The sequence below is a fragment of the Salinicoccus carnicancri Crm genome (genome assembly GCF_000330705.1).
Lineage (GTDB): Bacteria > Bacillota > Bacilli > Staphylococcales > Salinicoccaceae > Salinicoccus > Salinicoccus carnicancri.
Map to the genome: position 1 here is coordinate 1 of NZ_ANAM01000002.1, position 24,409 is coordinate 24,409.

The following is a 24,409-nucleotide window of genomic DNA, read 5'->3' on the forward strand; positions in this document are numbered from 1 at the left end:
ACCGGACACCGCAGAATCCGCCGTGTCCGCCAAGGCGGGATACCGGACACCGCAGAATCCGCCGTGTCCGTCAAGGCGGGATTCCGGCCGCACTCCATAAAAAAACGCACTCACGACCGGTGAGTGCGTCCGCATATATACGGATATTACTTTCTCTTGCGCCCGAGTCCCATCGCGCGCTCCATCTTTTCTACCATCCTGTCCGCTTTTCTCGCTGCGCGTTCTGCGCCTCTGTCGAGAATATCATCGAGGGCGCCGCTCTCGAGATAATGGCTGACCCTGTCCTGGAATCTGGTGAGGAATGCTTCGACGACTTCGCTGAGGTCTGTCTTGAATTCGCCGTAGCTTTTGCCGTCGTAGTCGAGCTCGAGGTCTGACACGCTCCTGTCGGTCAGGCTGGAGTAGATGTCCAGCAGATTGGAGACTCCCGGCTTTTCTTCCTTGTCATAGCGGATTTCACTGCCCGAATCCGTGACGGCGCTGCGGATTTTCTTCGCAGCGGCTTTTGGATCGTCGAGGAGTGAGATATAGCCTTTCTGGTTGTCGTCACTCTTCGACATTTTCTTCGTCGGGTCGTTCAGGCTCATGATGCGTCCGCCGGTTTCAGGGTGTTTGACTTCCGGTATTGTCATGATGTCGTTGTATTTGGCATTGAATCGTTCTGCAAGTGTGCGGGTGAGCTCGAGGTGCTGCGCCTGGTCTTCGCCGACCGGGACGACGTCCGCACTGTAAATCAGGATGTCGGCGGCCATCAGTGACGGGTATGTGAGCAGTCCCACGCTGATGCCCTCCCTCTGGTTCTGCCTGCGTGCCTTGTCCTTGTACTGGGTCATGCGCTCGAGCTCTCCGATGTACCCGACGCACTGCAGCATCCATGCCGCCTTGGAGTGCGCCGCGACTTCACTCTGGATGAAAAGCGTGATCTTTTCGGGATCGAGCCCTGAAGCGAGGTAGATTGCTGCAAGTTTCTTCGTATTTTCACGCAGTTTGAGCCTGTCCTGTGGTACGGTTATCGCATGCTGGTCGACGATGCAGAAATATGAATCGTATTCGTGCTGCATTTCGACGAACTGCTTATACGCTCCGATATAGTTCCCAATGGTCGGGATGCCGCTGGGCTGAACACCCGAGAATAATGTTTTCATGTCGTAATCACCTTTTATTATGTCATTATTTATATGATAATAAACTTCCTGAGTCCTTGCAATAACGGTGCAGATGGGACCATCTTCAAAATATCTTAACAATTTTCCTGAAATTTTGCGAGATTATTAGAGTTTTCTCATTTTATTTTAATGTTCAGGGGTTATAATTATAACTGTAAATGAGTCATACAAACGTTTTAAGTTAAATCATACCTATCTGGTTTATGTTTTAACTGTACGGGTACAGACTACTATTACAAATCTTTTGAAATTGGAGTGTGAGCGATATGGTAACACTTTTTACTTCTCCAAGCTGCACATCATGCCGTAAAGCAAAAGCATGGTTACAAGAAAACGATATTCCCTACACTGAAAGAAATATATTCTCTGAACCACTGACACTTGATGAGGTGAAGTCCATTCTAAGAATGACTGAAGATGGTACGGATGAGATTATTTCCACAAGGTCCAAAACTTTCCAAAAACTTGCTGTTGATATCGACAGCCTGCCTATGCATGAACTGTACACATTGATCATGGAAAATCCGGGGCTTCTCAGAAGGCCGATCATCATGGACGACAAGCGTCTGCAGGTGGGGTACAACGAAGATGAAATTCGCCGTTTCCTCCCGAGGACTGTAAGGACGTTCCATCTTAAAGAGGCAAAACGCTTAGCTGAAATGTAAGTTTCTTCCCTTAAACTGATATAATACTTACGTTGGAAACACCTGCGGATATCTTGATATCCGCGGGTGTTTTGGCGTATAATGGATTACAATTCCAAAATTGGTATTACCCTGAGTGTATGGGGTATAATATATATAGAAGCCATTCTCGGTGAAAAGGAGTGAGAAGGATGAGAATTGAAAGAGTGAATGATTCGACGATCAAGTTTTTCATAACCTATCAGGATATCGAAAAACGCGGCTTTGACCGGGACGATCTCTGGATGAACAGAAAACGCGGCGAAGAATTCTTCTGGTCGATCATGGATGAAGTGAACCATGAGCAGGAAGACGACTTTACGATGGAAGGCCCGCTCTGGATTCAGGTGCATGCCTATGACAAAGGAGTGGAAGTAGTAGTTTCCAAGTCACGTGATGAAGACGATCCTTTCTCAATGGAGCAGACGCCTATGAATATAAATAACAATGATATAGAAAACTTCCTTGAGGGGGCGGCCGAGGACAATAAGGGGACAGTTCCGGTGACGAAGGAACCTGTGATGGTCCATTTCGATGATATAGAAGACCTGATCAAGTATACCCACGAAGTGGAACTGGACGAAACTCAGTATGAAGATCTGCTGTTTACGTATGGCGGCAAGTATTACTATCAGATTTTCTTCGACTACCGCCTGGACTATATGGATATCGAGCGTGTCGAAGCGAAGCTGCTCGAGTACAGTACACCGGCGGAAATTGCTTCAATGGTGATAGAGGAATACGGCACGATCATCATGAGCAGCAACGTCAGGGCCCAGGTAAGAAAATATTTTAAAGTAAAATAATTTATCTGACAGAAAAAATAATCAAAAACCTCCTTTTCCAGCATATATATAGAAAAGGAGGTTTTTTATATGTTTTTAGCATTGGATGAAAACGGCAGCCAGATCACGGCCGCGGATGCACTGAAGAACAGGAAGTATTTCTGTCCGGTCTGTGATGCCCCTGTCACATTCAAATCGGGGAATATCAAACTGCCTCACTTCTCACACCACAGAATACTGGACTGCATCCGGTACCTCTACAAGAAAGAGTCGATGGAGCATCTGCAGGCAAAGCATGATCTGTATCTGAAATTGAGGGAAACCGACCCCGTTGCCATGGAGTACTATCTGCCAGCCATCGAGCAGATCCCGGACCTTCTGGTGGACGAAAGGCTCGCGCTGGAAGTTCAGTTTTCCACGATATCCGCCGACCTGATCGGCGAACGGTCGAAAGGGTATCATTCGCTCGGCATGGAGGTCATCTGGCTGCTTGACGAAGAGAGCATCCGCATGGAATCGGACAGGTGCATGCCAACGAGTTTCCAGCTGTCGACGCAGTACATGAGATCTTTATTCACCTACAATGTGAAAACCAAAAAAGTCCACAGAATCATGCTCCATCACAACCACGGCTGCCGCAGGTGGTCTTATGTGAAAAGTGAACTCGATGCGTCCGGACTCCTTGAGGTAAAGCCATTCCATCCGCAAAAAATGAGGCGGCTGACCCGGAGCGAAATCAGACAGATGATCCAGCGGGAAAAACAGCAGCGGAGTGTCCTGAATCCTACCTTGTCTTTCATGTATCATCTGGGGCTCGATGACAGCGGGATTCCGTCCCATCTATGCTGGACGATAGAGGCTGAGCGCTGGATACTGAATCCGCCGCTTGAATGGAAGCTGTTTTTGTACCTTCATATAAAAAGGGGGACATTCCATATGGATATGTTCGAGCAGTTCATACGGATGCGTACCGTGCAGGACGCCCCGGCGAAGAAGCAGGTGATGGAGGAACTGCTGTACGGCTACTATATGTTATTTAATTCACAATAAGTTTCGGCACTTGAAATTCCGGTCGAATATTGAGAAAATTATATTATCTTGATACTGGAGGGGTAAGGATGGCAAAAGTCATTACAAGGGATGAACAGCAGACAGAAAACACGTGGGATCTGACGACGATTTTCGAGTCGGACGAAGCGTTTGAGCAGAAATATAAAGCACTTGAGGAACGTCTCGGCGAAGAGGAGAAATTCAAAGGAGCGATTGATTCCGCAGACTCGCTCGCAGACGCCCTGGAGACGGAGCGGGAAATCGACATCGAAGTCAGCAAACTCTATGTCTACGCCCACCTGAAGCATGATCAGGACACATCGGATGATACGTACAGCGCGATGGAGGCGAAAGCAAGGACGCTCGCCGTCAAATTCAGCACGGCCTGGAGCTTCCTCGTCCCGGAAATCATGAATATCGATGAGTCGGAACTGAAATCCTGGACGAGGGACGGACGTCTGTCCGAATTCGCCTTCGATCTTGAAAAACTGAACGCCAAGCGGGCCCATGTACTCAGTGACAAAGAGGAGAAGCTCATGGCCCAGGCGGGGGAAGTCCTGGCAGGACCATCGTCCACATACGGCATGTTCAATAATGCGGACCTCGAATTCCCCGATGCGATCGATTCAGAAGGCAACAGGCACGCCCTGACCCAGGGGACATACATTGATCTGCTCAAGTCGCCGGACCGTGAACTGCGCAGATCTGCCTATGAAAATCTGTATACGAGATATGGCGACTTCAAAAATACACTGAGCCAGACGCTCCAGGGTGTCGTCAACACGCACGTATTCCAGGCACAGGCGAGAGGCTATGATTCGGCGCGGCATCTGGCGCTGTCCAATAACTTCATTCCCGAAAAGGTGTACGATCAGCTGGTGGAGACGGTGAATCGGAACCTCCACCTCATGCACCGATACACAGAGCTCCGCAAGCGGCTGCTCGGCCTGGATGAGCTCAGGATGTACGATGTCTATGTACCGATGGTCGGGGACATCGATTTCGAGATGAGCTACGAAGAGGCGAAGGAATGGATGCTGAACTCGCTCGAGCCGATGGGTGAGGAATATGTCGGCATCATCCGCGAAGGGCTCGAGAACCGCTGGGTCGACATCTACGAGAATAAAGGGAAGAGAAGCGGTGCGTATTCCTCGGGCACATACGGCACCAACCCGTTCATATTGATGAACTGGCAGGATAACGTGAACAATCTGTTCACACTGACACACGAGTTCGGTCACAGTGTGCACAGCTACTACAGCCGTCAGAATCAGCCGTCGAACATGTCCGGCTATTCCATTTTCGTGGCGGAAGTGGCGAGCAATTTCAACGAGGCGCTGCTCGCTGACTACATGTTCAGGAATCTCGAGGACAACAGGAAGAAACTCTATCTTCTGAATGAACAGCTCGAAGGCTTCAAGGGCTCTGTCTTCAGACAGACGATGTTCGCAGAGTTCGAACACAGGATCCATTCCATGAAAGAAGCGGGAGAGCCGCTCACAGCGGGCGGACTCAATGAGATCTACGGAGAGCTCAACCGCAAGTACTTCGGGGATGCAGTGGAATATGACGACTACATCGATGTGGAATGGGCGAGGATCCCGCATTTCTACATGAACTATTACGTGTACCAGTATTCAACAGGATATGCTGCTGCAGCCAGCCTGTCGAAACAGGTGCTCGAAGAGGGCAGCGAAACTGCAGAGCGGTACATCAGGGAATTCCTGAAAAAAGGTTCCTCCGACTATCCGATAGAGGTGCTGAAAAATGCGGGCGTCGATATGACCACATCCGAGCCGGTGGAAAACGCCATGAAAGTGTTCGAAAGCCAGCTCGACCAGTTCGAAGCGCTGCTTGAGGAGACCGGGCTGTAAAACAGGGCAGGCAGATCCCGATAACGGATCTGCCTTTTTTTGATATTCAGTTTAATGGATGGACTGACTGTGCATGCCTTTAGAATATCCGGTTCAAGTTGTATGCATTCATATGATTATTTATGAATATTTATTCATAAAAGAGGTATAAGAAAAAGGAATTGACAGTGATTAATATCTCTTATCGTGTATCATTACACCTTGGAGCAGGAGTTATTGGTCAAAGATCAGGGAAGGAATTTTCATGACAAAATGGGTATAAACCGCATGAAATCAATATTTTTTCAAGTTATATAAGGTCAGTATGAGAAAAAAGAATGTGAATACGTTTTCATTGTGTCAGTATTGTGAAAAGTAGTTCAAACTGTTGCATAACCTTGTTGACCGTGATATAGTTTAGACATGAAATTTTTATCACTGAAACATACCCCTTTGTTAAAACAGTGAAAAATTTCTCCCATCCCCTTTGTTTGAGCAGCACACTACAGAAGGTGTGCTGCTTTTTTATTTTTGATTAGATCTCTCTTTATAACGGTTGCGCATGGCGCAGTCGGATTCCAAAATGACGATATTAGGCAGGCCCGCCAGGGTCTGCCTCTTTTATGTCCGGAACCCGTCTTTGGCGGACACGGCGGATTGTGCGGTGTCCGGAACCCGTCTTTGTCGGACACGGTGGATTGTGCGGTGTCCGGAACCCGTCTTTGCCGGACACGGCAGGCAACACAAAGAAACCCGGCCGACAGGCCGGGTTTCTATATCCGATACATATAAATACTATTTCCCGAGACTCGACGTCCCCCCGAATATCTGGTAATAGGTGCCTTCGTCGGTCTCTACCTCTTCGATCAGGCGCTGCAGGCGGAGTTTTTTCAATTCGTTCAGCAGCAGGCCGCTGCGCCATTCGAACACTGTTTTCAGTTCGTGGAAGCTGACGACTTCGAATGATTCGATGTAGTCATGGATGCTCGGAAGCTGATGTTTCTCTATCTCTGCATCGACAAGCTCGTTGATGATATATGTGTATATATGGTAGGGGTAGACGCCCTCCACCTTTACACCTTCAGCATGCACATCACCTGAGAAGAAAACCATGGCGGGCAGTGTATCGACGTCCATCTCCCGGTAGACGGAGAGATCGCGTCGGAGCATTGTCCGCGCTGCTTCGGAGCGCGCGTCGTTGAAAAATGTGGATATATCAAGACCGGCGAGACGCGCGCTCGCCTCCATGTGTTCGACGGTGCAGATGCTGCGCGTCGGTGCGATGCGGTTCAGCACGTAGCGGATGAAGGCGCGCGCCTTGTTGCGCCCCTGTATTTCGGCCGCCTTGTAGGCGAGTGCGATGTTATCGATGTCCGATGTGGATTGTGCCTGACACTTGGTCAGGACGGTCAGTGACGGTGCAAGGATCTTGGTGATGGAAACGTGTCCACGATATTCGATCAGGAGCTTGTTGATGATGGGTTCCATCTCGCGGCAGCTTTCTGAAAATGGATCGAAAAAGTAGAAGATCTCAACATGGCGGGTTGTCGGCTCAAGTACAAGTGACTGTTCGCGGGAATTATTCATGTCCTCACCCTGCTTAATCTGTTGAATTCACCATATGGTTCGCGGTCATTGTGTAGCGGGCCATGAGGTATTCACGCATTTCCTCTTCAAGCCCGACATCATCCATCGCTTTTCCCATATTTTCCAGCCACGCCTCTTTCGCATGCGGTGTAATGCGGAACGGCATGTGCCTCATCTTCATCATCGGATGTCCGTATTCCTGGTTGTACAGATTCGGACCGCCGAGGAACTGTGTCTGGAACAGCTTCTGTTTGTAGGCAGTCTCGCTAAGGTCATCCGGGAAAAGGAAGTTCATCCTGTCATCCTCGGCAACGTAGGAGTAGAAGGTGTCAATCATCCGGTAGAGCTTCTCTTCGCCGATCTCCTTAAATGGTATAGGCATAGTTATCACCCGTCCTGATGCTTGCGAGCTTGTTGTAGAAACGCTCGCTTTTCGTGACCTCACCGCGGCGTTCTATGCCGGCTTCCTCAAGGAGGTGCAGGAAGCGGGTCTCCCCTTTATCATAGTTGTCCACTTCATACTCCAACTCGAAATCCTCCTCGTCCAAAAACGTATTGCGGTCGAGTACCAGGAGCCCTTCCCTGTAGGTGACCTGACGCCGCTCGGTGGACAGGGCACCGTATACCCTGAGCTGTGATGTATCGATGTCATAGCGTGCGAGCTCACCCCGGATGATTTCAGGCAGCTCGCCGGGGCGGATATCACGGTCGAAATTCAGTTCGCCTGAGACTTCGCCGTGGTATTCCATCACGCCTTTTTCAGTCGGCTCCTTCAATGTCATCATCTGGACGCCCTCGGCGTCGCGGATGCGGAGCAGTATCCTGTTCTTTCTCATATCGAGATCCGGTGTATCTATATAGAAATTCGTCTGCACAACCGGCTTTTGGCCGCTGAAATATTTCTCTTCGAGCCGTCCGTATTCCTGGCCGTTCAGCATGTTCTTGAATTCTATTTCCAACTCTTTCATTATGGAATCCACTCCTTGACTACATTATCTATAAATTGAAATGGACTGTAAAGCAAACAGGTCTAAGCGTTATCAAAAATGCTGTACTGTGGTAGAATAAAGTGCGCAAGGAGTGAATAATTTGGATATATACGTAGACGAAATCAAATTTGAAGAAGAAATATTGAAATGCCATGCTGACGCAGATCTCACGGGGATGTCGGCTGCCTCACGCATGATCGTGGACTCCGACAACATGAGTTTCATCTATCTGCTGGATGATGGGGATGCATTCCGGAGAGTGCACTTCGTAAAGGAGACATGGTCCATGCTGAACGATTACAGGAATAAGGAAATCATGCTGAACGGCAGAATCACACTCGCCGATTTCTGGGAAGAGATGGACTTCCTGCTTGATAACATCGTTGACAACAATAACTACGGCAGGGAATTCGAAAGTGCCGTCAGGGAACAATTCAGAATATAGTACGATAACTGACTGGGGTGTTTTTGATGGAAGAATGGGAGAAGTTTCTGAGGCCGTACAAACAGGCTGTCGAAGAACTCAAAGTTAAGCTGAAGGGAATGCGCAAAGACTATCAGTTGAAGCGCCAGTCCTCTCCGGTCGAATTTGTGACCGCACGCGTCAAGCCGGTACAGAGCATCATAGAGAAGGCGAGTACCCGTGATATCCCGTATGACCAGCTGCGTGCCGGGATGTACGATATCGCGGGCATCCGCATCATGTGCCAGTTCGTCGATGACATCAAAGTCATCACGGAACTGATCCGCGCACGTTCGGACATGTCGGTGGTCGAAGAGCGTGACTACATCGAAAATACGAAGGAGAGCGGCTACCGTTCCTACCATCTCATCGTCGAATATCCGGTGGAGACCACCGAAGGGACGGTGGACATCCTGGCTGAAATACAGATCCGTACACTGGCGATGAACTTCTGGGCGACAATCGAGCATACGCTGAACTACAAGTACAGCGGTGAATACCCGCCCGAAATCAAAAAGCGGCTCCAGAATGCGGCGGAGGCGGCATACCTCCTCGATCAGGAAATGTCTGAAATCCGCGAGGAGATCCAGGACGCACAGAAATACTACACTAAAAAGCGCAACATATAGACAAGGGACATACGGTTTTTATTCTCAGGAAGGAAGGGCGGATGCAGATGAAATTCTTCATCGTCTCCAAAGGGGACACGAAATCGAACGCACTGAAAGACAAGATGATGAACTATATGGTCGACATGGGGATGACGCCGGATGAAAAGGCTCCGGAGATCGTCATTTCGGTCGGCGGGGACGGGACGCTGCTGCAGGCGTTCCACAGCTACCAGCATCTGATGGATCACACGGCTTTCGTCGGTGTCCATACGGGGCACCTCGGGTTCTATGCGGACTGGCTGCCGCACGAGGTGGAGCGGCTTATCATTTCGATCCAGAACGACGAGTTCCAGGTGATCGAATATCCGCTGCTTGAGACGATTGTGCGGTATGGGACCGCGGGTACCGAGACGCGCTATCTCGCGCTGAACGAAGCGACGCTCCGTACGAACAACGGCACGACGCTCGTGATGGATGTAGATATCCGCAACCAGCATTTCGAGCGGTTCCGCGGAGACGGCCTCTGCATCTCGACTCCGTCAGGATCGACGGCCTACAACAAGGCTCTGGGTGGTGCACTGATCCATCCATCGCTCGAAGCGATACAGATCACAGAGATCGCCTCGATCAACAACCGCGTGTTCCGGACGGTCGGCTCGCCGCTTGTGCTGCCGAAGCACCATACATGCCACGTCAACCCGGTGAACAGTGAAATATACAATCTGACGATCGATCATATCAACCTCGTACATAAAGGGGTGAAATCCATCCAGTTCCGGGTAGCGGATGAGAAGATCCGTTTTGCGAGATTCAGGCCGTTCCCGTTCTGGAGAAGAGTCCATGACTCATTCATCTCCGCTGAGTAAAAAGCACTTGAGAAAGTGCTTTTTGTAGTTGGATATGTAAAGATTCCCGCTCCCGGGAAGATGAGTATAAAGAAATAATGACAGGTGGTGGCAGAGTTGGCAGAGTTCAACGAAAACGCAGATGAAATGGTGATGCACAGGACATTGCGCTCCATGCTCAAAGATGATAATATAGACGACTTCCGGAAAGAGTTCCTCGCGCTCCACAGCTATGAGCAGAGCGAATTCTACCTGGAGATCGGGGATGATGAGCGCACACGCCTCTATCATTTCCTGGATCCTGAAGAGGTGTCCGATTTCTTCGACAATCTCGAGCTCGAAGCGGATGAGTTCGAGGAGATCTTCGACGGGATGGACGCGCGCTATGCGGCACACATGCTCGGGGCGATGCAGTATGATAATGCCGTCGATATACTGAACGAGGTATCAAGGGAGAAGCTGACTTCGTTCCTCACGCTGATGGACAGGGAGGATGCGCGTGAAATACGCACCCTCATGAACTATGAGGAGGATACCGCCGGTGGTATCATGACGACCGAATTCGTCAGCGTGACCTCGCTCATGACAGTCCGGGAGGCCATGCGTCATCTGAAAGAGAAGGCACCGGGCTCGGAGACGATCTATTACGTTTTCGTGGTCGACGAAGAGCGGCGCCTTGCCGGCATCATGTCACTCCGCGAACTCATCATCGCCGACGATGACGAGTATATCGGGGATATCATGACAGATCGTGTCGTATCAGTACGCGTGTCGGACGACCAGGAGGATGTCGCGCAGATCATGCGGGATTACGATTTCCTGGCCGTGCCGGTCGTCGATTATCAGGATCATCTGGTCGGCATCATCACAGCCGATGACATCATGGATGTCATCCACGAAGAGGCGGGGGAGGACTACTCCAGGCTCGCCGGTATGAGCGAGATCGAACCGACTACGGATTCTTCGGTCTCGACAGCCAAAAAGCGGCTGCCGTGGCTTGTCGGCCTGACGTTCATGGGAATGATTACGGCGACGATGCTGACCACATTCGAAGATACACTGGCCCAGGTGGCAATACTTGGAGCCTTCATCCCCATCATCGGCGGGATGGCCGGCAACACCGGCACTCAATCCCTCGCCGTTGCCGTCCGCGGTATCGCGACAGGGGAAATACAGGAAGCAAGCAAGGTGAAGCTCGCCCTGCGTGAGATGGGCTCCGGTGTCATCACCGGTGTCGTCTGCGGGGCGGTGCTGTTCACCATCATCGTGCTGATGTACCAGTCTCCGGTGCTCGGCATGATCGTGAGCGCAAGCCTCATGATCGCGATGACGCTCGCGACGCTGCTCGGCACACTGGTGCCGCTTGCGATGGCGCGAGTGGGCATCGATCCTGCGGTGGCAAGCGGCCCGTTCATCACGACGGCGAATGACATCATCAGCCTTCTGATCTACTTCTCGCTTGCCAACACATTTATGTCTTACCTGATCTAAGGAGAAACTATGGAACATGGACCATCCGTATTATCGCTCGCCATCGTGGTGCTCGCAGCGCTGCTCACACCTATACTGGTCAACCGGCTCAAAATCAGCTTTCTGCCGGTAGTGGTTGCAGAGATCATCATCGGTGTCGTCATCGGTAATTCGTTTTTGAATATCGTGGATCCGAACGATCCATGGCTCAACATCCTGTCAACTCTCGGGTTCATATTCCTCATGTTCCTGAGCGGCCTGGAGATAGACTTCGACGCATTCATCCAGAAATCCGGGCAGCAAAAAAAATCAAAGATACTGAAGCGTCCGCTGCCGAACTTACTGGTGCTCACGCTGTCGATATTCGCAGGCATACTGCTGCTCAGCCTGCTGTTTGCCCTCATGATGAGCTGGGCGGGCATCTTTGATGACGTGTTCCTGCTCGTCATCATCATCTCCACCATCTCGCTCGGCGTCGTTGTGCCGACCCTGAAGGAGACGAACCTGATAACAAGGCAGATGGGGCAGGTCATCCTGCTGGTCGCGGTCATTGCGGATCTAGTGACGATGATCATGCTCGCGTTCTATTCCCAGCTCTATGCGGATTCCAGCCAGCCGATATGGCTGATGGGCATACTGGTCGTCTTCGCCATACTGTTCTATTTCCTGGGGCGCGTCATGCACCATGCGCAGTTCCTCAAGCAGATGGACAACGGCACGATGCAGATCGGCATCCGGGGCGTGTTCGCGCTGATCATCATGCTTGCGGCACTCGCCGAAGGTGTCGGTGCCGAGAATATCCTCGGTGCCTTCATCGCCGGCTGTATCGTCAGCCTGCTGAAACCCGAGAAGGACATGCACACGAAACTGGATTCTTTCGGCTACGGATTCTTCATCCCGATCTTCTTCATCATGGTCGGTGTGGACCTTGACCTGCCGTCGATGTTCCAGGACAGCCGTGTGTTCATCATGATTCCGGTGCTGCTCGCGGCATACTTCCTGAGCAAGGTGATTCCGGTTGCCGTGCTGCTGCGCTATTTCGACGTGAAGCGCGTGTCGGCGGCGAGCTTCCTTTTGACGTCCACGCTGTCACTCGTCATCGCCGCCGCGGTCATCGCCGAGCAGATCGGCATGATTTCGGATGTCGAGAGGGGCATGTTCATCCTCAGTGCAGTGATCGCCTGCATAATCACGCCGGTGCTCTTCAAGCAGCTCTATCCGGTGCATGAAGAGGTGGACAAAGTCATCAACGTGACCATCATCGGGAACAACCAGCTGACTGTGCCGGTGGCAAAAGCCATCGCCGGCGGCCTCTACAATGTGAAACTCATCTTCCACAGGAACTTCTCGAACTCACGGGGGTCGAACAAGGAAAGCCTGACGTTCCATGAAATACCTGAGTATTCGAAAGAGACGCTTTCGGAGCTGGACGCATTCGATACGGATATTCTGGTCGTCGGCGCCAACGACTCCTCGCTCAACTGGCAGGTCGCCAGCCTCGCCAAGGAGGCGGGCGTCGAACGGATCATCTACCGCGTGGACGATCCGAGGCAGGAGGAGGAGGTCAAGAAGCTGGGCTATGAACTCTTCTCCACGATGCTCAGCTCGAAGACACTGCTGAGAGGCCTCATCGAATCGCCGAACATGATCGAACTCCTCTCGGACGAGGAGACGTCAATCTACGAAATACACATGAACAACTACATGTACGACGGCATGATCCTGCGCAGCTTCCCCTTTGCGGGCGACATCATCTTCCTGCGCATACTCCGCGGCCAGGAATCGATCGTCCCGCACGGGGACACGCCTCTCGAAGTCGACGACAAGATTTTCGTCACCGGGGAGACGGATTATGTCGAGGAGCTGAAAAGAGAGCTGGAACTGTACTGATGAGGAAGCTGCCGCACTGCGGCGGCTTTTTCTGACCCGGCGTTTTTTTGGCTGCGGACGGGCACGCCCGAGCCGGAGGGTTTTATCCGCGAAACGCATTTTTTAGTTGCAATCGGGGATGAAAAACTGTAGATTAGGAGTAGGTACTAATAACAAACTATAAACTGTTTTGGCGGGGGGCTGCGGCTCTGTGCGCCAAATCCGAAAAGGGAGTTAATCATTTATGAATCTCGAAGGTAGAACCTATGTCATCATGGGTGTTGCAAATAAGCGCAGTATTGCGTGGGGCGCTGCACGTGCACTCGATAAAATGGGTGCGAAACTTGTCTTCACGATCCTGAACGAGCGTTTCCGCCGTGAGCTTGAGAAGCTTCTGGACGAGCTTGAGGGCAACCACGACATCGTTGTGGAATGTGATGTTCAGGACGATGCGCAGATCGAGTCTGCGTTCAAAGAAATCGGTGAGAAGACAGGCGGCATCGACGGCCTGCTGCACGCGATCGCTTTCGCCGGCAAGGATGAGCTGCAGGGCGGCTACAGCGAAACTTCCCGCGAAGGTTTCAAGAATGCGCTCGATATCAGCACCTACTCGCTGACAGTCGTTGCCAAGCATGCGAAGAAGATCATGAATGAAGGCGGCAGCCTCGTGACGATGACATACCTCGGCGGCGAGCGTGCAATGCCGAACTATAACGTGATGGGCGTTGCCAAGGCGGCACTCGACGCAAGCGTGCGCTATCTCGCATACGACCTCGGTGAAGATGGATTCCGCGTCAACGCAGTATCCGCCGGACCAATCCGTACACTCAGCTCTTCAGCGGTGGGCGAGTTCAAGTCCATCCTGAAGGAAATCGAAGAACGTGCACCACTCCGCAGGAACGTCGACCAGCTCGAAGTCGGAAACACTGTCGCGTTCCTCCTGAGCGATTTCGCAAGCGGCATCACAGGCGAAGTAGTCCACGTCGACTCCGGCTACCACATCATGGCGTAGAAACAGGCTGTTGATTTCCGGGCCCGGGCCCTCCTTTTGGAGGCGCCCGGGTTTTTTGCGTGGGGGAGGCTGGAAAGGGTGTCCACGCGGCCTCCGTTATTTAAAACAGTACTTTTACACGAAAGTGTAATATCACCATTATTATTTGCTTGATAAAAAATCAAATCAGCAGTTTTTATACATATATATGGTAAGAGGATTTTTATTTAAGGAGGTATAATGCATGTTTTTAAATGACAGGATGAAACCGAAGGAGCTGAAGTTTTTAGAGACGCTTTCCCGCAGATGTGAATTGACGGCTCCGGAAGTGAGGAAATTGTCTATTTTGAAAAGGGGGTTCGAGGGTGAGTAGGAGTATGACAGCATATTTGAAGAATCTGGACATGACAACCTGCTGATCTACAGGGACCTGTGGCTGAAGATAGAGGGGAGTACTCTGCAGATCGACTCGTTGATCATTACCGGAAATAAGCTGATGGTGAACGAAATAAAAAATTACAGCGGCCTTTATTCCTACAAAGATAGCGGATGGTTCATAAACGGTACACAGATTTCCGAGGATCCCCTGGCGCAGGCCGCCCGGACGGGAAATAAGTTATTGAAGCTGCGGGCGCTGCTCCAACTTAATTTTGAGCGTGAATACAAAGTGGTATTTGTAAATCCGAATTTCAATCTGAATATCGCACCGGAGGATGAGAAGAATATTGTACAGCGGTCAATGCTGCGGCACTATATGAAAGAGTTGAATAAAATACACATCGACGCACGTGCCCGTGGTATTTCATTGAAGCTGAAGGATTACTTTATAGATGACCCGATGGCATTACCGGAAGTGGATGCCGCGAGAGTAAAGTGCGGCAGCTACTGCAGCAGGTGTGGATCTTTTGAAATGAATGCAAGAAATTATATTGCTGTATGCGGGGGATGTGGCTATAAGGAATCCCTGGAGAAAATGTTCGTAAGGGGAATCATTGATTACTCAGTATTGTTTTTTAATGAGAGGATGACAACCCGGAGTATAAGACTTTTCCTTGGAGATATTCTTCACATAAGAAGCGTAAGGAGACTTTTAAACAAGTATTGTGTCAAAGTTGGGCAGGGGAAATCCACATATTACATCATTAAAAATCAGGACATAGACAAGTTGCTTCTAGATAATAATTATATATCCCGTTACGGTTCAAACACCCACTGATAAGTATGTGTTGCGGACACGGTGGAATCACCGGCGTCCGCCAAAGCGGGTTTCCGGCCACCGCGAGATTCGCCGTGTCCGACAAAGCGGGTTTCCGGCCACCGCAGAATCCGCCGTGTCCGCCAAAGCGGGTTTCCGGCCACCGCAGAATCCGCCGTGTCCGTCAAAGCGGGTTTCCGGCCACCGCAGAATCCGCCGTGTCCGCCAAAGCGGGTTTCCGGCCACCGCAGAATCCGCCGCGTCCGCCAAAGCGGGTTTCCGGCCACCGCAGAATCCGCCGTGTTCGCCAAAGACGGTTTCCGGCCACCGCAGAATCCGCCGCGTCCGCCAACCACAACCATCCCCGGCCGCCAATCACATCCCACACAAAAAACCCCTTCCACACTGTGGAGGGGCTTCCAAACACAAATAAAACGCAGAGTCATTCACCTGTGCCGAGGCGGAATGTCTCGGATACCTGCCACATGCCGTTCTCGAGCTGGAAGCAGAGGCTGATCTTATTGAGTGTTTCCGAGTGGTCGATGCCGATCATGCTCAGATGGCCGAACATGTCTTCATATTCCTGGGACGTCTGTCCCTGTGCGATGGTGAAGTGAGGCACGAACGGATGCTGATTTTCGCCGTAGAAATCCCCATTGTTGAGATCGTCATGGATGGCTTTCAGCGGTTCGTTCTTCTCCACTTTGAAGTAGATAACCTGTGAGTTCGGCACGAAGCTGGAGACTTTCTTGATTTCAATATCTACAGGATTATGATTTTTGGCAACATCTTTAAGATATTCGATGATTTTCTCTTTATCGGACTCATCCGCTTCGAAGCTTTCTTTCACCGTGATATGAGGCGGGATGAGTGCATAATGCGCATCATATCTTTTTCTGTACTGGTTTACTTTGTCCTGAAGTTGTTTGGATGGAAACATTGCTACCCCAAAATTCATCTTGATTCCTCCTGTGTATTTTAATTCAATTATATCAGACTTTTTGCAAAAATCCATAATATCTAATTCAGATAGTGTTTCAGTATGCTGCCAAGTTCCGGCTTCCACGTTTTCCAGATGTGGCCGCCATCCAGTTCCCGGTACTCATATTCGAGCGGTTCCCCCTCGAGATATTCGTTCAGTCTGCGGTTTGGTGTCAGGAAATCGGCCTGCTCGCCGGAAATTGTCGTAAAGTCGTCCTCCCCGAGCCCGATCGTATGATACAAATCAAGGTGCATGAGCATCGGCTGTGATTCAAACCTGCCAATAAAATCCTCGTCGACAAACGGGCTGAAGGCGGCCGCCTGCGAGAATGTCGCCGGATAGGCCGCGGCGACCGAGAAAGCAAAGCTCCCAGCCAGTGACTCGCCCATCAATACGCGTGACGTACCGACCTTCAACGTCGGGAAGGTATTGTCAATCCAGTGGATCAGCTCGCGGGAGACGAACGACACGAATAGGTCGTGATGTTCGCCATTCGGACTGAAATAATCATTCCGCCACCCGACCGACGGATACGGTACGCCGACGATGATGGCGCGTTCGGCTTCGCCCGCTTCCCACAGCTTCTCATACTGCCTTTCGATCTGGCCGTATTTGAAGAAATCCTGCGAATCGAAAGTCAGCACGACATGATGCTTGTAGAGATCAGAAAAATTTTTAGGAAGATAGTATTGAATTTCATATGTGTCACCCAGTGTCTCCGACTGGAAATCGATCGTGTGCACCTTTCCTGGTGTCATATCCATAAGTAAAACCCCCTCATGATGATTCTACCAATAAGGGGGCAATCGTTAAACAATTATTATTTCTTAGGGATGTCCTCCCCGGGATACTGATAGTCTTCCTGTCTGAGCCGTTCCGGATAGTCGTGATGCCAGAACCCGGCATTTTTGACTTCGCCTTCATCCGGCCGGTAGATTGCGAATTTTCCGGAGCCCTTCTGTTTCTTCTGCTGCTCGAAATCCTTCAGCGCCCGGAGTGCAGGCTTCTGAAGGATCAGTATGGCGATCACGTTGAGCCATGCCATCAGGCCGACACCGAGGTCGCCCATATCCCATGCGAGCCCGGCGGTGCTCACGGTACCGTAGAAGGCTGACAGGACCAGCATCAGTCCGAGCAGTGTCTTCATGATGGGCCAGCGTCCGCGGGTGATGTATACAAGATTGGTCTCTGCAATGTAGTAGTAGGCAAGTATCGTGGTGTAGCAGAAGAACAACAGTGCAAACGTGATGAAGTAGGAGCCGAATCCGACAAAGTCGGGATTGAATGTCTCCTGGCCGTGGAATGTATTATCCAGTCCGGCCTGCGTATAGGCGACGGTTCCCGAGTAGTTCCGCTCACCGCCCGGGGATTCCTGGTAGACACCTGAATCCACGATGAATCCGTCTCCGCCGTCAGACACATTGTACATGCCCGTCATGAGGATCATCAGTGCTGTCGCCGTACACACGAAAAGCGTGTCCACATAGACCGAGAACGACTGGACAAGCCCCTGCTTGGCAGGGTGGGAGACTTCAGCGGCACCCGCTGCATGCGGCCCGGTCCCCTGTCCGGCTTCGTTGGAATAGATGCCGCGCTGGACACCGATGGCAATCATGCCGCCGACGATGCCGCCGAACTGCTGCTCCATACCGAATGCGCTCCTGAAGATGAGGCCGAACATCGCCGGCACATCCTGGATATTGATGATCACGACGATGATTGCAACGATGACGTATACGACCGCCATGAAAGGCACCACAGCCGTAGCGACGTTGGCGATCGACTTGATGCCGCCGAAGATGACGATGCCGACAAGCAGGACAAGCCCGGCACCGACGACCCAGTGCGGCATAGGGAATGAATTGGTCATGGATCCCGCGATGGAGTTGGACTGGATGCCCGGCAGCAGGAAGCCTGTGGCAAGTATGGTAACAAGAGCGAATATGACAGCATATATCTTGCCGATTTTACCGCCGATCCCCTTTTCGATGTAGTATGCTGGACCTCCGCGGTACTGGTTGTCTTCATTCTGCTTGTAGATCTGTGCAAGTGTGGATTCCACGAACGCGCTCCCGGCGCCGAGGAAGGCAATGAGCCACATCCAGAAAATGGCGCCCGGGCCACCTATGAAAATCGCGGTTGCCACGCCGACGATGTTGCCGGTACCGACGCGTCCCGAGAGGGAGACGGCGATAGCCTGGAAACTGGATATTCCGACAGGTGACTTCTCACCCTGGAACATCAGGCGGATCATTTCCTTGAAATGCCTTATCTGGAAGAACCGCATCCTCAGGCTGAAGTACAGTCCGACGGCAAGCAGTCCGTAGACAAGCGGCGGACTCCAGACGAGTCCATTGAAAAAATCAACGATATTCTGCATATTAAGTTTTCCCCTTTCCCCTTTGTCTGGTTATTCAGACATTATCATTCTAATGGAAGCGTTTTCATTTGTCCACATATTTTTTATCAATGTTTGTTTTCTGGAAAGATAAAATCTGTGATACACTTGTATCATCTTCAAATTGAACGAGAAGGGAAAAATGTGCATGACAAGAAAAGTTTGGTTCCAGACCGGCATTGCAATCATCATCACCCTGCTGATCATCATGCTTGCGATCAGGGTGCAGGTGGTTTTCCAGCCGTTCTTTACAATCATAGCAACAGTATTCATCCCGCTTCTGATCGGCGGCCTGCTGTACTACATTACTGAACCCATACAGCGTTTCCTTGAGAAACGGAAAGCGGGGCGGCTCATAAGCACCCTTGCGATCATCATCATCATACTGCTTGTCATTACGCTCCTGTCGATGATCATCGTACCAATGGTGACGACGCAGACGCAGAACCTCGTATCGAGGGCGCCGGTGATCCAGAGGGAAATGGAGGAACTGTTCAACTACCTGCTTTCCCAGCGCGACAGGCTGCCGTTCGATCCGCAGTCCTATGTGCAGGATGCGCTTGACCAGGGATCCCAGATGGTTTCGAACCTCCTGGGGAATGCGGTCACGATCGTCTCGGGCACTGTGAGCGTACTGGTGACACTGATTCTCATACCGTTCTTCTACTTTTTCCTGCTGAAGGACCATGAGAAGTTCATCCCGGCGATGACTTCACCGTTCAAGGGAACGTTCAAGCAGTTCCTGTCCGAGCTCATGAATGACATTGACAATACGCTCCGGGCATTCATCCAGGGACAGATGCTTGTGAGCTTCATCCTGTGCATCATCCTCTACATCGGATATGCAATCATCGGGCTCGATTATGCGCTGCTGCTTGCGATCTTCGCGCTGTTCATGAACCTGATCCCGTTCATCGGACCGTGGGTCGCGTTCATCCCGGCGGCACTCCTTGCACTCATCCAGGACCCGATCATGTTCGTTTGGGTATCGCTCATCACGCTCATCGCACAGCAGATCGAAAGTAACCTCATCACGCCGAACGTCATGGGGCAGACGCTGAAGCTGCACCCGCTCACGGTCATCACGGTCGTGCTGGCAGCGGGGAACATCGCCGGTTTCATCGGCATGCTGATCGCCATCCCGACATATGCCGTCATCAAGACGGTCATACAGAACATCTGGAGATACAGGGGCAACATCGGCAAATCGATGTTCGCAGAAGCCGGGAGCCCCCCTTCCGAATAACAGAAAAATTCCGCAGCCTTCGTGACAGGTCTGCGGAATTTTTATTTAGCCGATATCCCTTCTTCCGAATAAAAGTGCGCCAGCCGCACCAAGTGCCGCCCCGATCAGGGTGACGATCAGCCATGCCATCCAGTCGATTTCTTCAGCCGGCATCTCGGCCAGGTAATAAAATGGTGTCACCATCCGCCATTCGTCATCCAGCCCGATGATGAGCCCCAGGTAGTTGACGAAGAATGCATAGATGAAGTAGAGCCAGATCAGCGTACTCAGCTTCCTCGATATGCCGGTCGCAAGCATCGACAATCCGGTGAACAGGATGACTGCAGCCGCATAGTTCAGTGCGGTCATCATATAGTCGCCGGGGGACAGTCCGATACCCTCCACGCCGATGCTCGCTGCGTACATGCCGAGTACGGAGAGCATCAGGCCAAACGCGCCGGTGATGGTTCCGAGCACCCCGTGGGTGATGAGCATGTGGACGCGGCTGATGCCAGCGCTCGCAAGTACTTCCAGACGTCCGGATTTCTCTTCACGGAGTATGCGTGCAGACACCATCAGTGCAGGAATGACGCCGACGATCACGGTGACCATCATCAGAGTGCTGATGAACTGCAGGATCGGATCGGTGCCGGAGTCACTCTCCATCGCCTGTGCCAGGAGTTCGTTATCACCGATGAATGTGTCAAGATCGCCGAAGATCGCGCCGTAGGACAGGCCGATGAGCAGCATGCCCAAAAGCCAGCTTGTGATCAGCATCTTCATCCCTGACAGCTGAAGGCGGGGATAGCTGCCGATTTTGCGGGCCCTCCCCTTGAAATCGGGTGTGATGTAGGCATCATCAAGATCACGCTTCCTGAACAGCACCCATGCAAGCCAGATGAACAGCAGGATGACTGCAAACGGCAGCAGCCAGACATAGTTATCCGTACCGAAAGGTTCCATGCGGGTCAGCCAGTGGTATGGGAATGCCACCGAATAGTCCGTATTGATGACATCCGTCACCGCACGCCCGACATACAGGAGCAGCAGGATTGCCAGTGCGGTGCCGAAAGACCAGTCGGACGACGGCAGCAGCTGCGCGAGCACCAGGGTGAAAGTGTAGAACAGGATGCCGAACAGTGCGGTGCCGAGCGCATAGAGCAGATTGCCCGCGGCATCGAAGGATTCGATGTTCATCAAACCGAGACCTGCGAAGATGACTGCTCCAAGCACGATGTTCATGATGAAACCGATCAGGAGCTGTGCCCGGAAGATGCTGCCGCGGGTGAATCCTGCGCTGCTGACATATTCAAGCAGGCCGTTGTCCTCCATCTTCCGGCTTACGGCGTTGGCGATCATGATGCCGAAAAGGCCGTGCACGATTGCCATGAATACGATCATCTCATGGACGAACATGACAGCGATGGTGTACGTACCCTCAGGCACAGGGCCGACAATCGCAACCATCGCCGGGTTGCTGAGCGTCTCCTTCAGCAGTTCTCGTTCAGCCGGGTCGCCGTAGAGTCCTTCGAAAGCGGGCGGGACGACGAGTGTCAGTGCCGAGATGCCGATGATCCACATGAGCATGCGGAAGCTGACATCGCGCAGCACGATTTTAAGGAAATGTGTCATGACTCATCACTCCGGCCTTCATAGTAGCGCATGAATATGTCTTCAAGCCGCGGCGGCAGCGTCTCGAGGTGGGTCGGACCGATCGGATGGAGTGCCTCGAGGAATTCGGCGGCCTTGTCGTTGTCCACGCGCATATGGGTGTTCTCCTCCCCTTCGGTGAAGTCATGGACGTACGGGAGATCTTTCAAAAGCCCCAGGTCGCCCTCTGCCTGAACGACATACTCGATCCGTGTGATGTGGCGCAGTTCTTCGAGGCGGCCGGTTTCGATGATTTCCCCTTCCCGGATGATGGCGAGCCGGTCGGCGAGCTTTTCCACTTCTGATAAAATGTGGCTCGACAGCAGTATGCTCTTCCCTTCGGCACGGGCACGCATGACCTCCTCGTGGAAGGAGCGCTCCATGAGCGGGTCCAGCCCGGAGGTCGGCTCATCGAAGATCAGCAGTTCTGCATCCGAAAGGAATGCACTGATGAGCGCGACTTTCTGCCGGTTCCCCTTGGAGTACGTCTTGCATTTCTTTTTCGGGTCCAGCCTGAATTTTTCAATCAGCTCCGCTTTGCGTTCCTTGTTGCTGTAGCCCCGTGTCTTCATGAAAAAGTTGATCACTTCATCCCCTGTAAGGTTGCCCCACAGGTTGACATCCCCCGGTACATAGGTGAGTTTATCCTTGTAGTGCGGATCCTTTGTGACGGGTGTGCCGTCCATGAGTATCTTTCCGGAATCGGGTGTCAATGCTCCGATGATCATGCGGATCGTCGTGGACTTGCCCGCACCGTTCGGTCCGATGAAACCGAAGATTTCCCCTTTCTCAATGTTGAATGATACATCCTTTGCGGCTACGGTTTTGCCGAAAGTCTTGGTCAGGCCGTCCAGTTCAAGTACGCTCATTGGTATTCCTCCTTGTAATAAAGTTTGCGCAGTGCGGCGAGATAGTGGTCGAATTGTTCAAAATATTCGTCGAAGTGGTCGAAAGCCATCCCTTCTGTCTCCATCATGGTTTCCATCTCCCGGGTATATCCATTGATCGTCCAGGCGATGAGCTTCATGGAGGTCCGGTGATCGATATCATCGCGGAACCGCCCGAGGTCGATATTGTCGAATATGATCCTTTCGCGGTTTTTGAGGATGTGATCTCTCCGTTTTTTCTGGTCTGTGTCCAGTTCTTCGGAAAAGTAGGCGGATGTGATGAATCTTGCAATTTCGGGATACTGGTTGAAATACACCTGCTTTTTATGAGAGAGCCTAGCACACCTTTCGATGAAGCCTTCTGTTCCCGTCGAGATATCCCTGAGCATGTGCGATTCGATGTGATCGAGTGCGAAATCCAGAGTATCGTCGAAAAGGGTCTGCTTGTTTTCGAAATAGTAGTAGAGCATCCCTTTGCTCATGCCGGCGCGCTTGACGATGCGGTTCGTCGATGCCCGTTTGAAGCCGTGTTCGGCAAATTCATCCATCGCGGCGGCCAGTATTTCATATTGACGATTTTCATCCAGGGATATGAAAGCTTCTTTCATCATGACACCTCCCGTGCGTGTTATTGACCACCCTGGTCAATTGTATTCTAACGCGTTTGACCAGGGTGGTCAATGTCTTTTCCCGGAATTTTTCCGATATATCAGGTGGACCAGAAATTCATGGGAGGTAAATGTTATGAATCCGATTGACTATCTTAAAAACAGGGGTTTCCGTGTGACATCGGACCCGACGAAGTACCCCGGCGGCATATGGGGGAAGCGGAACTACACGGTCGGCGGCTACAATTACGACACATACTGCAGTGGCTACCACCGGGCGTATGACATGGCGAAGCAGCATCTCGCGCCGGTACCGTCGGTTTGCGACGGCGAAGTGGTGGCGGGAACGCATGCATACGGCAATTTCGGGGGCACGGTGGTCGTGGCCAGTGAAGCCCTGGGCATCCAGGTGATCTACGGGCATCTTGCGAGAAATCTGCCGGTCGGAATCGGCCGGCGTGTACGGCAGGGGGACACTGTCGGATACCAGTCCAACACCAACTATGACAATGTCCGGATGGCATCCCACCTCCATATCCAGTTCCAGAAATACGGGTATATCCCGGGCGAGCGGGCATTCGTCTGCACGGGTATCAGCCCGCTCGGGATAGACGTCGGTGGGGGAGGGCCCCTTGCCCGGAAGACCAGTTATGAGGCTGCCTGGCTGTGGCGCGGGAAATTCCGCACCACGGCCAGGGTGAAAAAGCGGGATTTCCCGTCTTTGAAAGGGGAAGTCGAAGGCGTGGCCGCCCCTGCAGTGTTCAGTTTCGACAAACTGTATTACAACGACGGCCACTGGTGGCTCAGGGTCACAGACGGCGGCCGCAGCCGTTTCATCGCAGCCGGCAGGAAGGAAAAGGGCGTCACTTTCAAGGATGCGGCCTCCCGCGGAAGACTGTGGGGCGCAGTCACGGAACTCGATACGAAGGGCGGCAGGGAGCAGACGCAAAAAGCGCTGTAGGGCGGCCACCGCTGATTTCGCCGTGTCCGGTATCCCGCTTTGTCGGCCACCGCTGATTTCGCCGTGTCCGGTATCCCGCTTTGTCGGCCACCGCTGATCTCGCCGTGTCCGGTATCCCGCATTGTCGGCCACCGCTGATTT

At 51.9% G+C, this 24,409-nt stretch carries 24 protein-coding genes; 14 read left to right on the forward strand and 10 right to left on the reverse strand.

Annotated elements, in window-relative coordinates; all coding sequences use genetic code 11:
* Window positions 1-146 precede the first annotated feature (146 nt).
* Window positions 147-1,145, reverse strand: a complete 999-nt coding sequence (gene trpS / locus C792_RS0103370; protein ID WP_017548034.1) for a tryptophan--tRNA ligase — start codon at window positions 1,143-1,145, stop codon at window positions 147-149.
* Window positions 1,146-1,432: 287 nt separating this feature from the next.
* Here trpS and spxA point away from each other — a divergent pair, with 287 nt between their 5' ends.
* From spxA to pepF, 4 genes are all read left to right on the forward strand, one after another.
* Entirely contained in the window at window positions 1,433-1,831 is a 399-nt protein-coding gene (gene spxA, locus C792_RS0103375; RefSeq protein ID WP_017548035.1) for a transcriptional regulator SpxA, read from the forward strand.
* A gap of 170 nt (window positions 1,832-2,001) precedes the next feature.
* Window positions 2,002-2,655 (forward strand): adaptor protein MecA, encoded by a 654-nt coding sequence (mecA, locus tag C792_RS0103380; RefSeq protein WP_017548036.1) that lies wholly within the window; start codon window positions 2,002-2,004, stop codon window positions 2,653-2,655.
* Between the two features lie 69 nt (window positions 2,656-2,724).
* Window positions 2,725-3,684 carry a competence protein CoiA gene (locus tag C792_RS0103385; RefSeq protein ID WP_017548037.1) on the forward strand — a complete coding sequence of 320 codons (960 nt, stop codon included), beginning with the start codon at window positions 2,725-2,727 and terminating at the stop codon, window positions 3,682-3,684.
* 68 nt (window positions 3,685-3,752) lie between these two features.
* Window positions 3,753-5,558 (forward strand): oligoendopeptidase F, encoded by a 1,806-nt coding sequence (pepF, locus tag C792_RS0103390; protein WP_017548038.1) that lies wholly within the window; start codon window positions 3,753-3,755, stop codon window positions 5,556-5,558.
* Between the two features lie 774 nt (window positions 5,559-6,332).
* On the opposite strand, the gene C792_RS0103395 is transcribed toward pepF, so the two are convergent.
* From C792_RS0103395 to C792_RS0103405, 3 genes are read right to left on the reverse strand one after another with little or no spacing between them, the layout of a single operon-like run.
* Complete coding sequence (locus C792_RS0103395; protein ID WP_017548039.1) at window positions 6,333-7,124, reverse strand: DsbA family protein; 792 nt, start codon at window positions 7,122-7,124, stop codon at window positions 6,333-6,335.
* Window positions 7,125-7,137: 13 nt separating this feature from the next.
* Complete coding sequence (locus tag C792_RS0103400) at window positions 7,138-7,506, reverse strand: globin domain-containing protein (RefSeq protein ID WP_017548040.1); 369 nt, start codon at window positions 7,504-7,506, stop codon at window positions 7,138-7,140.
* On the reverse strand, window positions 7,490-8,092 hold the full coding sequence (locus tag C792_RS0103405; RefSeq protein WP_017548041.1) for a CYTH domain-containing protein: 603 nt from the start codon (window positions 8,090-8,092) through the stop codon (window positions 7,490-7,492). The genes C792_RS0103400 and C792_RS0103405 overlap by 17 nt, the downstream gene beginning before the upstream one ends.
* Before the next feature lie 112 nt (window positions 8,093-8,204).
* On the opposite strand from C792_RS0103405, the gene C792_RS0103410 reads away from it, so the two are divergent.
* The 8 genes from C792_RS0103410 (at window position 8,205) to C792_RS0103445 (ending at window position 15,578) form a co-directional block, all read left to right on the forward strand.
* Window positions 8,205-8,558 carry a UPF0738 family protein gene (locus C792_RS0103410; protein WP_425413714.1) on the forward strand — a complete coding sequence of 118 codons (354 nt, stop codon included), beginning with the start codon at window positions 8,205-8,207 and terminating at the stop codon, window positions 8,556-8,558.
* Window positions 8,559-8,584: 26 nt separating this feature from the next.
* On the forward strand, window positions 8,585-9,205 hold the full coding sequence (yjbM, locus tag C792_RS0103415) for a GTP diphosphokinase (protein ID WP_017548043.1): 621 nt from the start codon (window positions 8,585-8,587) through the stop codon (window positions 9,203-9,205).
* A gap of 47 nt (window positions 9,206-9,252) precedes the next feature.
* Complete coding sequence (locus tag C792_RS0103420) at window positions 9,253-10,053, forward strand: NAD kinase (protein ID WP_026090207.1); 801 nt, start codon at window positions 9,253-9,255, stop codon at window positions 10,051-10,053.
* 87 nt (window positions 10,054-10,140) lie between these two features.
* The gene (gene mgtE, locus C792_RS0103425; protein ID WP_026090208.1) at window positions 10,141-11,523 is read left to right on the forward strand and encodes a magnesium transporter; all 1,383 of its coding nucleotides are present in this window, start codon (window positions 10,141-10,143) and stop codon (window positions 11,521-11,523) included.
* A 9-nt stretch (window positions 11,524-11,532) separates the two neighbouring features.
* Window positions 11,533-13,392, forward strand: coding sequence for a monovalent cation:proton antiporter family protein (locus C792_RS0103430; protein ID WP_017548046.1), 1,860 nt, complete (start codon window positions 11,533-11,535; stop codon window positions 13,390-13,392).
* Window positions 13,393-13,615: 223 nt separating this feature from the next.
* Window positions 13,616-14,383, forward strand: a complete 768-nt coding sequence (fabI, locus tag C792_RS0103435) for an enoyl-ACP reductase FabI (protein WP_017548047.1) — start codon at window positions 13,616-13,618, stop codon at window positions 14,381-14,383.
* A gap of 223 nt (window positions 14,384-14,606) precedes the next feature.
* Window positions 14,607-14,735 carry a hypothetical protein gene (locus tag C792_RS15085; RefSeq protein ID WP_017548048.1) on the forward strand — a complete coding sequence of 43 codons (129 nt, stop codon included), beginning with the start codon at window positions 14,607-14,609 and terminating at the stop codon, window positions 14,733-14,735.
* A gap of 45 nt (window positions 14,736-14,780) precedes the next feature.
* A complete protein-coding gene (locus C792_RS0103445) occupies window positions 14,781-15,578 on the forward strand; it encodes a nuclease-related domain-containing protein (protein WP_281166623.1) in 798 nt (265 codons plus the stop codon).
* A gap of 421 nt (window positions 15,579-15,999) precedes the next feature.
* Here C792_RS0103445 and C792_RS0103455 read toward each other — a convergent pair whose 3' ends face one another.
* The 3 genes from C792_RS0103455 to C792_RS0103465 form a co-directional block, all read right to left on the reverse strand.
* A complete protein-coding gene (locus C792_RS0103455) occupies window positions 16,000-16,515 on the reverse strand; it encodes a YjcG family protein (RefSeq protein WP_017548051.1) in 516 nt (171 codons plus the stop codon).
* A 62-nt stretch (window positions 16,516-16,577) separates the two neighbouring features.
* The gene (locus C792_RS0103460) at window positions 16,578-17,303 is read right to left on the reverse strand and encodes an alpha/beta hydrolase (protein WP_017548052.1); all 726 of its coding nucleotides are present in this window, start codon (window positions 17,301-17,303) and stop codon (window positions 16,578-16,580) included.
* A gap of 56 nt (window positions 17,304-17,359) precedes the next feature.
* The gene (locus C792_RS0103465; RefSeq protein ID WP_017548053.1) at window positions 17,360-18,919 is read right to left on the reverse strand and encodes an alanine/glycine:cation symporter family protein; all 1,560 of its coding nucleotides are present in this window, start codon (window positions 18,917-18,919) and stop codon (window positions 17,360-17,362) included.
* Between the two features lie 166 nt (window positions 18,920-19,085).
* On the opposite strand from C792_RS0103465, the gene C792_RS0103470 reads away from it, so the two are divergent.
* Window positions 19,086-20,183, forward strand: a complete 1,098-nt coding sequence (locus C792_RS0103470) for an AI-2E family transporter (protein WP_017548054.1) — start codon at window positions 19,086-19,088, stop codon at window positions 20,181-20,183.
* 45 nt (window positions 20,184-20,228) lie between these two features.
* Here the strand turns inward: C792_RS0103470 and C792_RS0103475 are convergent, their stop codons facing one another.
* From C792_RS0103475 to C792_RS0103485, 3 genes are read right to left on the reverse strand one after another with little or no spacing between them, the layout of a single operon-like run.
* Complete coding sequence (locus C792_RS0103475) at window positions 20,229-21,794, reverse strand: ABC transporter permease (RefSeq protein ID WP_017548055.1); 1,566 nt, start codon at window positions 21,792-21,794, stop codon at window positions 20,229-20,231.
* On the reverse strand, window positions 21,791-22,681 hold the full coding sequence (locus C792_RS0103480) for an ABC transporter ATP-binding protein (protein WP_017548056.1): 891 nt from the start codon (window positions 22,679-22,681) through the stop codon (window positions 21,791-21,793). Before C792_RS0103480 ends, C792_RS0103475 begins: the two co-directional genes overlap by 4 nt.
* Window positions 22,678-23,307, reverse strand: a complete 630-nt coding sequence (locus C792_RS0103485; protein WP_017548057.1) for a TetR/AcrR family transcriptional regulator — start codon at window positions 23,305-23,307, stop codon at window positions 22,678-22,680. Before C792_RS0103485 ends, C792_RS0103480 begins: the two co-directional genes overlap by 4 nt.
* Window positions 23,308-23,443: 136 nt before the next feature.
* Here C792_RS0103485 and C792_RS14610 point away from each other — a divergent pair, with 136 nt between their 5' ends.
* Entirely contained in the window at window positions 23,444-24,268 is an 825-nt protein-coding gene (locus C792_RS14610) for a M23 family metallopeptidase (RefSeq protein ID WP_017548058.1), read from the forward strand.
* Window positions 24,269-24,409 lie beyond the last annotated feature (141 nt).